Source organism: Sphingomonas sp. (assembly GCF_035758555.1).
Classification (GTDB): domain Bacteria; phylum Pseudomonadota; class Alphaproteobacteria; order Sphingomonadales; family Sphingomonadaceae; genus Sphingomonas_B.
Genome location: NZ_DASTXI010000248.1, coordinates 1 through 7,827, shown reverse-complemented (window position 1 = coordinate 7,827; position 7,827 = coordinate 1). Strand labels below are relative to the sequence as shown.

The 7,827-nt window shown below is 67.8% G+C and carries 6 protein-coding genes; all 6 read right to left on the bottom strand.

Features of this window, described 5'->3' with window-relative positions; genetic code table 11:
- Window positions 1–1,457 (bottom strand): ABC transporter transmembrane domain-containing protein (locus VFT73_RS15095; RefSeq protein WP_326412925.1); only part of this gene is annotated, 1,457 nt, incomplete at its 3' end.
- Window positions 1,454–2,773, bottom strand: a complete 1,320-nt coding sequence (locus VFT73_RS15090) for a TolC family protein (RefSeq protein WP_326412923.1) — start codon at window positions 2,771–2,773, stop codon at window positions 1,454–1,456. The genes VFT73_RS15090 and VFT73_RS15095, both read right to left, overlap by 4 nt.
- A gap of 41 nt (window positions 2,774–2,814) precedes the next feature.
- On the bottom strand, window positions 2,815–4,914 hold the full coding sequence (locus VFT73_RS15085) for a malate synthase G (RefSeq protein WP_326412921.1): 2,100 nt from the start codon (window positions 4,912–4,914) through the stop codon (window positions 2,815–2,817).
- Window positions 4,915–4,975: 61 nt separating this feature from the next.
- Entirely contained in the window at window positions 4,976–5,449 is a 474-nt protein-coding gene (gene rimM, locus VFT73_RS15080) for a ribosome maturation factor RimM (protein ID WP_326412919.1), read from the bottom strand.
- A gap of 121 nt (window positions 5,450–5,570) precedes the next feature.
- On the bottom strand, window positions 5,571–6,092 hold the full coding sequence (gene rpsP, locus VFT73_RS15075; RefSeq protein ID WP_326412917.1) for a 30S ribosomal protein S16: 522 nt from the start codon (window positions 6,090–6,092) through the stop codon (window positions 5,571–5,573).
- Between the two features lie 23 nt (window positions 6,093–6,115).
- On the bottom strand, window positions 6,116–7,600 hold the full coding sequence (gene ffh, locus VFT73_RS15070) for a signal recognition particle protein (protein ID WP_326412915.1): 1,485 nt from the start codon (window positions 7,598–7,600) through the stop codon (window positions 6,116–6,118).
- Between the last annotated feature and the right edge of the window lie 227 nt (window positions 7,601–7,827).

Sequence of the window (7,827 nt, the reverse complement as noted above, 5' to 3'; positions counted from 1 at the left end):
CCGACGATCGCCACCCGCTCGCCTTCGCGGACTTCGAGACGCGGAACATCGACGCCCTCGCGCGCGCCGGGATAGGAGAAGCGCATGCCCTCCAGCCGCAAGCTGCCGCCCAAAGCGCTCGGGCGCAGGCCCTGCACGTCGGGATCCTCGTCGGTCGGCAGGCGGAGGATGTTGTCGAGCATCCGCAGCGACGAGCGCGAATAGCCCCATTGCACGATCATGCTGGGCAGCTGCGTGACCAGCGGCCCGTTCACCCGGCCGGCGATGATCGCACAGGCGATCAGCGCGCCCATCGTCATCTTGCCGTGCGTGACCTCGACCGCACCGAAAGCGATCAGCGCGACATAGGCGACCTGCTGGAGCGTCGAGAAGATCGAGCCGGCGGTCGAGGTCCAGCGCTTGACCGGGTCCTCCGAGGCGTGGATTTCCTCGATCAGCCGGTTCCAGCGCGAGAGCAATTGCCAGTCGCCGCGATTGGCCTTCAGCGTCTCCGCCGCGTCGATCGATTCGACGAGCAGGCCGTTCTTCAGATTGCTGCTGATCTGAGCCCGGTCGGTATCCTTGCGGATCATCCGCGCCAAGCCGATCGCGACGCCGAGCGCAATCGGCAGGCTGATCAGCGGCACCAGCGCCAGCGCGCCGCCAAGCGCGAAGATCACCAGCATGAAGAACAGGGCGAACGGCAGGTCGGCGAGCAGGAACAGCGAGCCGGATGACATCAGCGCCCGAACTTGTTCGAGCCCGCGCAACTGCGCCGCCATCGTGCCGACGCCGCCGGTGCGTGCGTCCAGCCTCACCGCCTGTGCACGGGCGAAGAAATATTCGGAGACGTCCTGATCGATCCGCGCCGATTCGCGCTCGATCATCAGCGCGCGCGTGGTCCTGAGCGCAAAATCGATCGCCAACGCGACGATCACGCCGACCGTCAGCACCCAAAGCGTCGAATAGCCGGACCGCGGGATCACGCGATCATAGACCTGCATCGAATAGAGCGAGGTCGCGAGCGTGATGACATTGGCGACGACGGTGGCGACCGTCGCGGCGACCAGCACGTCCTTTCGCGCCAGCAATGCACGCCAGAACACGTCGAATGCGGAATTGTGCGTCCGCGCCGCCGCTGCCTCGGGCAATTGCACGTCGAACAGCAGGATGGCCGGATCGAACGGGATCGACCGTGCCGAGCCGTCCCACACCCGCAGCCGGGCATGCCCTTCCATCTGCTCCGCGACCAGCCACCCTTCCTCGGGCGAGAAGGCGAGCAACGGAAAGCGGTTGGCCCGCGGCCGGCCGGCCACGCGGCGGGGCGTCTCCCAGCCGGCATTTTCGGCGAGGACCGCGAGACCGTCCTCTCCGGCCAGCACGTCCGGATCCAGCGGGGCGCCCATCCAGTCCGGCGGCAGATCGGCGCCGCGTTCGTGCGCGAGACGCTCGATCAGGACGAGAAGCGATACACTCATGGACGGCTGACCTGCGGTTCGGGCTGCCAGCGGCAGGTGCGGAGCTGGATGCGCGCGGCCGACGCCATCGCGCTCACTTCCGCGTCCTGCACTGCCACATCGGCCTGGATGGATTCGAGCGCCGCGTTCATCACGTCGAGCCAGGAGCGGCGGCCGACCACGAACAGGCGCTGATAGGAATCGGTGACGCCGCGCGCGGCGACGGCGGCCGTCTCGCTGCTCTCGACGCGGGCGCGAGCGGCGCGGTTCTCGGCGAAATCGGCGGCCAGCTGCGTCTGCACGTCCTGCTCGGCCGCCCCGACCTGCACTTCGGCGGCCTCGCGCCGGGTCCGCGCGGCGCGTTCCGCGATGAACGGCGACAACCCGCCATTGGTCGAGGTAGTGAGCGACAGCCCCACCCGCTCGCCCGTCACTTCATTGCTCGAAAATTGGGCGGAGAGGTGCGGCAGATATTGCGACCGGGCGAGCTTCTGGTCGGCGCGCGCGACCAGGGCGGCCGCCTGCAGCCGGCGGCGCGTCGGGGAACACATCGTCGCCTCCTCCACCGCGCGCGCCTCGCTCGGGTGGTGGACGGCGGGGTCGTAGTTCGGCGGCGCTGCGGGCGTGAAGCTCGGGTCGTTCAGAAGCACACGCAATTGCTGCAGGCTTGCGTCGGCCTGCGCGTTCGCGGTGGTCTGCTGCTCCATCAGCTGGGCGGTACGCGACCGGGCCAGCTCCAGATCGACGCGCGGGCTGACTTCCTGCTCGACGCGGCGTTCGATCGATCCGACCAGCGCGCGATGCTCGGCCAAACCCTGGTCGAGCGCCTGCACGCGCCGGGAGGCGAGCAGATAATCGAAATAGGCGCCGGTCACGCGCAACGCGATATCCTGCGCAGTCTCATCAGTGACAGCCTCGCTCTGACGCCGGGAGGCCTTGGCGCGGTCGATCCCGCCTTCGATCCGGCCGCCCTGATAGATCGGCTGATCGACCGTCACATTGGCCGTGACGTTGTCGCCGCGCACGAACTGGCTGCCGCCCTCGAACGCAAAGGCGCCGACCGAGACGCTGGGCCCGCGCTGCCACCGGGCCGCACTGATATCCGACGCCGCGGCGCGATTGTTCAGGCGCGCGGCACGCATCGACGGATTGGCGTCGATCGCGCGCTCGGTGATGCTCGCAAGCTCAGGCGCGATGCCGGGCGGCACCGCCACCGTAGCGCCAGCCGCGGCGGCCGGGTCCGCCGCCGGCCCATAGGTCTGGGCACAGACGAGCGACGACGCGCCGGCCAATGCCAGCGCCGCGATCCGTCCCAATCCGGCACGCCGAACTCCCATCCGCGCACTCGCTAGGGGAGTTCCGCGCAAGGTTCCAGTGTTTATGAAGCAGTAGTTCCCGCAGCCTGGCGCGCTTTTGCCTCGGCCCGGAAGCGGTGCAGCAGCGGTTCGGTGTAGCCATTCGGCTGGGCGACGCCTTCGAAGACCAGCGCGCGGGCGGCCTGGAACGCGATGCTGTTTCCCGGATCGGGCGCCATCGGCCGGTAGAGCGGGTCGCCTGCATTCTGCGCGTCCACCTTCGCTGCCATGCGCAACAGCGCCGCGTCGGCCTGCTCCGCCGTGCAGACGCCGTGCAGCAGCCAATTGGCGATCGCCTGGCTGGAGATGCGTAGCGTCGCGCGGTCCTCCATCAGGCCGACATCATTGATGTCGGGCACTTTTGAGCAGCCGACGCCCTGATCGATCCAGCGCACGACATAGCCGAGGATGCCCTGCGCATTGTTGTCGAGCTCGCGCCGGATTTCTTCCTCGGTCCAGTTGCGGCCGAGCGCGAGCGGGATCGTCAGCAGCGCGTCGAGCGGCGGCGGCGCCTCGCCCTTCAGCGTCTCCTGCCCCGCGAATACATCGACCTGGTGATAATGGAGCGCGTGCAGCGTCGCCGCGGTCGGGCTCGGCACCCAGGCGGTGTTCGCGCCGCTCTTCGGATGGCCGACCTTCTGCTCCAGCATGTCGGCCATCTTGTCGGGCGCGGCCCACATGCCCTTGCCGATCTGCGCCTTGCCGCTGAGGCCGCAGGCGAGGCCGATGCGAACGTTCCTGTCCTCGTAGGCCTTGATCCAGGCGCTCGTCTTCATCTCGCCCTTGGGAATCATCGGGCCGGCCTGCATCGAGGTGTGGATCTCGTCGCCGGTGCGGTCGAGGAAGCCGGTGTTGATGAAGACGATCCGGTCGCGCACTGCGTGGATGCAGGCCGCGAGATTGGCGGAGGTGCGCCGCTCCTCATCCATCACGCCGACCTTGATCGTGTGGCGCGCAAGGCCGAGCAGGTCCTCGACCGCGTCGAACAGCCGTTTGGTGAAAGCCGCTTCGTCGGGGCCGTGCATCTTGGGCTTCACGATGTAGATCGACCCGGCGCGACTGTTGCGGAAGCGACCCAGCCCGTTCAGGTCGTGCACGCCGCAAAGGCTGGTGACGATCGCATCCAGAATGCCTTCGGGCGCTTCCGTTCCGTCCGGCAGGATAACCGCCGGCGTCGTCATCAGGTGGCCGACGTTGCGCACGAACAGCAGTGCCCGGCCGGGCAGCGTGAATCGGCCGCCGTTCGGCGTGGTATATTCGCGGTCCGCGTTGAGCCGGCGCGTCATAGGACGGCCGTTCTTCTCGAACGTCTCCTCCAGGTCGCCGCGCAGCACGCCCAGCCAATTCGCATAGGCCACGACCTTGTCGTCGGCGTCGACGGCCGCGACCGAATCCTCCAGATCGACGATCGTGGTCAAGGCGGATTCGAGGATCACATCGGCAAGGCCGTGCGGATCGTCGCTGCCGATCGGGTGGTCGCGATCGATCAGCAGCTCGATGTGAAGGCCGTTGTGGCGGAACAGCAGCGACTTGTCCGCCCGGCCGGCCAGCAGCGGGTGCGCGCCGCCCTCCAGCGCCGCTTCCCAGCCGGGCAGCGTCTGCTCAAGAAAAGCCTTGGCCTGCGCGATCACCTGGGCACCGCGCTCCGGATCGTATCCGCCCGGCTTCGCGCTGCCGGGCAACGCGTCGGTCCCGTAGAGCGCATCGTAGAGGCTGCCCCAGCGGGCGTTGGCCGCATTCAGCAGGAACCGGGCATTAAGCGACGGCACGACCAGCTGCGGCCCCGCCGTGCGGGCGATCTCGTCGTCGACATTGTCGGTGCCGACCGCGAACGGCGCCGGCTCCGGGACAAGATAGCCGATCTCGCGCAGAAAAGCCTGATACTCGTCCTGGTCGATCGGCTGGCCGCGCCGCGCTTCATGCCAGTCGTCGAGCTGCGCCTGGATTGCGTCGCGCTTCGCGAGCAGCATGATGTTTTCGGGCACATAACGCGCGAAAATCTCGGCGACGCCCGCCCAAAAGGGTTCCGGCTCATGGCCGGTGCCGGGGAGTGCCTGTTGCTCGACGAAGTCGGCCAGCACACGCGCGACCTGCAGCCCGGAACGCTCGACCCGATCGACCACGCGTCACCTCCCTCTTGTGCACTGCAGCAGTGCGGGAGCCCCGCGCGCCTTGTCAAATTGGCTAGACGATGAAGACGGGGTCGATCACCAGCCGGTCGGGCTCAACCGTTACGGCATGCATGGGCGCCATGAAGCTCTTGCCGTCCGGCTTTTCGATGTCGAGCACGTCGCCGGCGCCGAAATTCTCGACGGCCGTGACGATGCCGGCCGAATCACCATTGGGCGTGACGACCGGCAGCCCGATCAGGTCGGCGTGATAATATTCGCCGTCCTCCAGTGGAGGCAGCGCCTCGCGCGGAACGGTCAGGGCCGTGCCGCGGAAGGCCTCGGCCTGAGTGCGATCCCCGATTTCCCTGAAGCGCGCGATCGCCCCTGCCCCGGCCTGGCGGACGGCGGCCAGCGTCAGCGTGCGTCCGGCTGCGTCGAAGCTGGCGTAATGCTTCAGGCTGTCGGCGCTGTCGGTGAACAGCTTCAGCCGCACCTCGCCCTTCAGGCCGTGCGCGCCTGCGACAGCGGCGAGGGTGACGCGCTTCATGAGAGGGAAGAAAGCACAAAAAAATCCGTTCGCTTCGAGCGCAGCCGAGAAGCGACCGCGCCGAAGCACGCGTTTCTCGACTTCGCTCGAAACGAACGGGACATTTTACGCCCGCGTCCGATCAGCCTTCCGCCGGTTCGTCGGTCGACTGCGGCTCGTCGGCGCCGGTCGGCGCTTCGGCATTGCCTTCGGCCGGCTGCTCGGTCGACACACCCTCATTGGTCGCGTCGCTCGTCGCTTCCTCGGCGGCGGGCTCTTCGGCCGGCGTCGGGGCGGCAGCGGCTGCCGCGGCTGCTTCGGCGGCCTCGGCAGCTTTGGTGGCACGCTCCTCAGCGCGCTCCTTGGCCTTCTCGCCGGGCTCGGCTTTCTTCGGATTGTTGCGCGCCGGGCGCTCCTTGACGCCGGCGGCGTCGAGGAAGCGGAGCACGCGGTCGGTCGGCTGCGCGCCAACGCTCAGCCAATGCTTGGCGCGATCGGCGTCGAGCTTCACGCGTTCCGGCGAATCCTTCGCCAGCAGCGGGTTGTAGGTGCCGATCTTCTCGATGAAGCGGCCGTCGCGCGGCGAACGCGCGTCCGCCACGACGATGCGGTAATAAGGCCGCTTCTTGGAGCCGCCACGCGACAGTCGGAGGGAAAGTGCCATAGTCTTCAGTCCTTTCGTCTAAATCACTTCTTTTTCAGGAAATTCTCGAAACCGGGCGGCAGGTTGCCAGGGATCGGCGGCATCGCTCCGCCGCCAAGGCCGGGAAGCCCGCCGGGAGGGCCCTTCAGCATGTCGCCCATGCCGCCGGGCAGGCCCGCCGCGCCCGCGCCGCCCTTGCCGAACATCGCGGCCAGGCCCTTCAGCCCGCCCATTTTCTTGATCTTCTTCATGGCGTTCGCCATTTCCTGGTGCATCTTCAGGAGCTTGTTGACCTCCTGCACCGTGGTCCCGGAGCCGTTGGCGACGCGGATCTTGCGTTTGGCATTGATCAGCTCGGGCTTGGCGCGCTCCTTCGGCGTCATCGAGCCGATCATCGCATCCATGCGCACCAGAATCTTCTCGTCGACCGCGCCGGACGCCATCGCCTGCTTGGCCGCCTTCATGCCCGGAATCATCCCGGCGAGCGCGCCGAGGCCGCCCATCCGCCGCATCTGGGCCAGCTGTGCGCGCAGGTCGTTCATGTCGAACTGCCCCTTGGCCATCTTCGCGGCCATACGCTCGGCATCCTCGACCTGGATGCTCTCCGCCGCCTTCTCGACCAGGCTGACGACGTCGCCCATGCCAAGGATGCGGCCGGCAACGCGCTGCGGATGGAAGGCCTCCAGCCCGTCCATCTTCTCGCCGGTGCCGGCGAACTTGATCGGCTTCTGCGTGACAGCGCGCATCGACAGCGCCGCGCCGCCGCGCGCATCGCCGTCCATCCGGGTCAGGATCACGCCAGTGAGCGGCACCTGGGCCGAGAAGCTCTGCGCGACGTTGACGGCGTCCTGACCGGTCAGGCTGTCGACGACGAGCAGGATTTCCTGCGGGTTCGCGACGTCCGCGACCGCCTTCATCTCGTCCATCAGCGCCTGATCGACGTGCAGCCGGCCGGCGGTGTCGAGCATCAGCACGTCGAAGCCTTGCAGCTTCGCGGCATTCAGTGCGCGCTTCGCGATCTCGACCGGCGGCTGGCCCTGAACGATCGGCAGCGTCGCGACCTTCACCTGCTCGCCAAGCGTCGCGAGCTGCTGCTGCGCCGCCGGACGGTTCACGTCCAACGAGGCCATCAGCACCTTCTTGCGCTCGCGTTCGCTGAGGCGCTTGGCGAGCTTGGCGGTCGTCGTGGTCTTGCCCGAGCCCTGCAGGCCCACCAGCATCACGATCGCCGGCGGCGTGACGTCAAGCGCGAGTTCGGACGCTTCGGCGCCGAGCATCTCGACCAGCGCGTCATGGACGATCTTGACGACCTGCTGGCCCGGCGTGACCGAACGGAGCACCTGCGCGCCGACCGCCTGTTCGGTGACCTTGTCGACGAAATCGCGGACGACGGGCAGCGCGACGTCCGCCTCGAGCAGAGCGATGCGGACCTCGCGCATCGCCGCGCGCACGTCGCTCTCGCTCAGCGCTCCGCGGCCGCGAAGACGGTCGAAAACGCCGCCCAGTCTTTCGCTCAGAGTCTCGAACATTTGCTCACTCCAACACCGCAGGCACGGAAACGCGAAAAACGCCGGCGGACGAAACCTCGTCGGCCAGCGTTGGCGCTCATAGGGAACGCCGTCGCGGTATCCGTGTCACGGAATGCGGAGGCGCACTTAGTGGGTTTAAGCTCGCCATGCAACCGCTCAGGCTCCGTTCGCTTCGAGCGAAGTCGAGAAGCCCTTGCGCCGGAGCTATCGTTTCTCGACTTCGCTCG